Annotated in this window: 1 protein-coding gene and 1 tRNA gene; one reads left to right on the top strand and one right to left on the bottom strand. The window is 73.8% G+C overall.

Features of this window, described 5'->3' with window-relative positions; translation table 11 throughout:
- Positions 1-132 precede the first annotated feature (132 nt).
- Positions 133-205, top strand: a tRNA-His gene (locus tag ABD358_RS11825).
- A gap of 69 nt (positions 206-274) precedes the next feature.
- Here ABD358_RS11825 and ABD358_RS11820 read toward each other — a convergent pair.
- Positions 275-883 (bottom strand): M23 family metallopeptidase, encoded by a 609-nt coding sequence (locus ABD358_RS11820; RefSeq protein ID WP_344630876.1) that lies wholly within the window; start codon positions 881-883, stop codon positions 275-277.
- Between the last annotated feature and the right edge of the window lie 412 nt (positions 884-1,295).

Raw genomic sequence — 1,295 nt, 5'->3', positions numbered from 1 at the left:
CCGGGCGCCCGCCGGGCCCGCGCCGGGACCACGGCGGACCCACGGCGGGACCGTCGCCGGGACAAAGGTGCGCGGGCACCGGCGATGACCCTGTACACTCTTCTTGGCCGGTGCGGAAAAGCCCCGGTCGTGGTGGGTATAGCTCAGCTGGTAGAGCACCTGGTTGTGGTCCAGGATGTCGCGGGTTCGAGTCCCGTTACTCACCCTGGTGCCGAGGGCCCGGTCCGGAGAACGGACCGGGCCCTCGTTCCGTGTGCCGCCCGGCACGGCCGCCTCATGCCAGGTCCACGCCCCGCCGGGCGAGGTACGCCACGGGATCGACGTCCGAGCCGTACGCGCGGCTGGTGCGCACCTCGAAGTGCAGGTGCGGGCCGGTGACCCGGCCCGTGGCCCCCGAGGCGCCCACCCGGGTGCGCGCCTTCACCCGCTCCCCGGAGCCGACGGAGATCTCCGACAGGTGGGCGAAGAGGGTGTAGTGCCCGTCGTCCATCCGGATCGTCACCGCCTTCCCGTAGGAGCCGGACCGCCCCGCGAACACCACGGTGCCGGGGCCGACCGAGTAGACGGGGGTTCCGACGGGCAGCGCGAAGTCGACGCCCGTGTGGTGGCCCGCCCGCCAGCTCCCGGGGATGCCGTAGGCCGCCGTGATCCGGTGGTCCCCCAGCACCGGACGGACCCAGCGCCCGGCGGCCGACCTTCTTCGCCGGTGCGCGGCGGGGACGGCGTCGCCGCCCGCCCCGGCCCCCGTGCCCCGCTCCCCCGCCACGAGCGGAGCGATCCCCAGCGCCGTCAGCGCGGCTCCGCGCAGGACCAGCCCGCGCCGGCTCGGCGTCCACTCCTGACACGGCTGACGGCGCCTCCGACGTCCATCCTGCACAGCCATCGGTCCGACCTCCCATTCGGCTTTGCCATAGACGTGAGGACACGTCAGCTCACGCGCTCCCGCATCTCAGGGACCGCCGCCCGGGCCGCCGAACGGCGTAGCGCGCCCCGGCCCGGGGAGTGCGAACCCGCGTGGCGGGGCGCGCGGTTGCCGCCTCCCGCGCGGAAACACGCGACAATCCCCCTACAGGTGAATGGACTGAACCACCGACAGCGGGCGGTGCCGGCACCCGCGGCGGCGGAACACGGCGGGAACGGCAACGGCGCGAGGAGGGACCATGCCGGACGCGGACTCAGCGGGCGGACCGCGCAGGAGAGTTGTGGTCGGCGCCGGGATCTCGCTGGCCGCCGCCCCGTTCACGCCGTTGACCCCCGTTGGATTAAGACTTTAATCTAACGGAGTGCCACGTCAT

The sequence above is a fragment of the Streptomyces glaucosporus genome (assembly GCF_039533345.1).
Lineage (GTDB): Bacteria > Actinomycetota > Actinomycetes > Streptomycetales > Streptomycetaceae > Streptomyces > Streptomyces glaucosporus.
The sequence above is the reverse complement of the archived record's forward strand: the minus strand, read 5'-3'. Positions and strand labels throughout refer to the sequence as shown.

Coding starts and splice junctions, on each gene's coding strand:
- ABD358_RS11820 (WP_344630876.1), bottom strand. CDS start 883: ATGGCTGTGCAGGATGGACGTCGGAGGCGCCGTCAGCCGTGTCAGGAG.